This window comes from Psychrobacter sp. TB20-MNA-CIBAN-0197 (assembly GCF_040309765.1).
Taxonomy (GTDB): domain Bacteria; phylum Pseudomonadota; class Gammaproteobacteria; order Pseudomonadales; family Moraxellaceae; genus Psychrobacter; species Psychrobacter submarinus.
Genome location: NZ_JBEOPC010001096.1, coordinates 1 through 250, shown reverse-complemented (window position 1 = coordinate 250; position 250 = coordinate 1). Strand labels below are relative to the sequence as shown.

The following is a 250-nucleotide window of genomic DNA, read 5'->3' as shown; positions in this document are numbered from 1 at the left end:
ACGGAAAGTAGTATTGTAAGCTTTACCGCGACCTGTCTCAGTATCTAAATCAATGCTTTTGGCATCAAATTGCCATTTACGGTCAGTTGGTGGGCAGGTACTGAACATGACTCGATCAAGCTCATACTGGCTGTCGTTAGGTCGGTTGAGGCGTTTGGCATAGCCATGTGCTTGGAGTTCTACGCTAGCAAATGCCACATCATTGGCTGTGGACTGTCCCGTTTCGGTATTATAAGCCAGACTGTCTGCG

Annotated in this window: 1 pseudogene; it reads right to left on the bottom strand. The window is 47.6% G+C overall.

The features are described 5' to 3' along the window. Nucleotides 1-250: pseudogene (locus AAEY83_RS17305) on the bottom strand (LPS-assembly protein LptD); the annotation flags it as partial.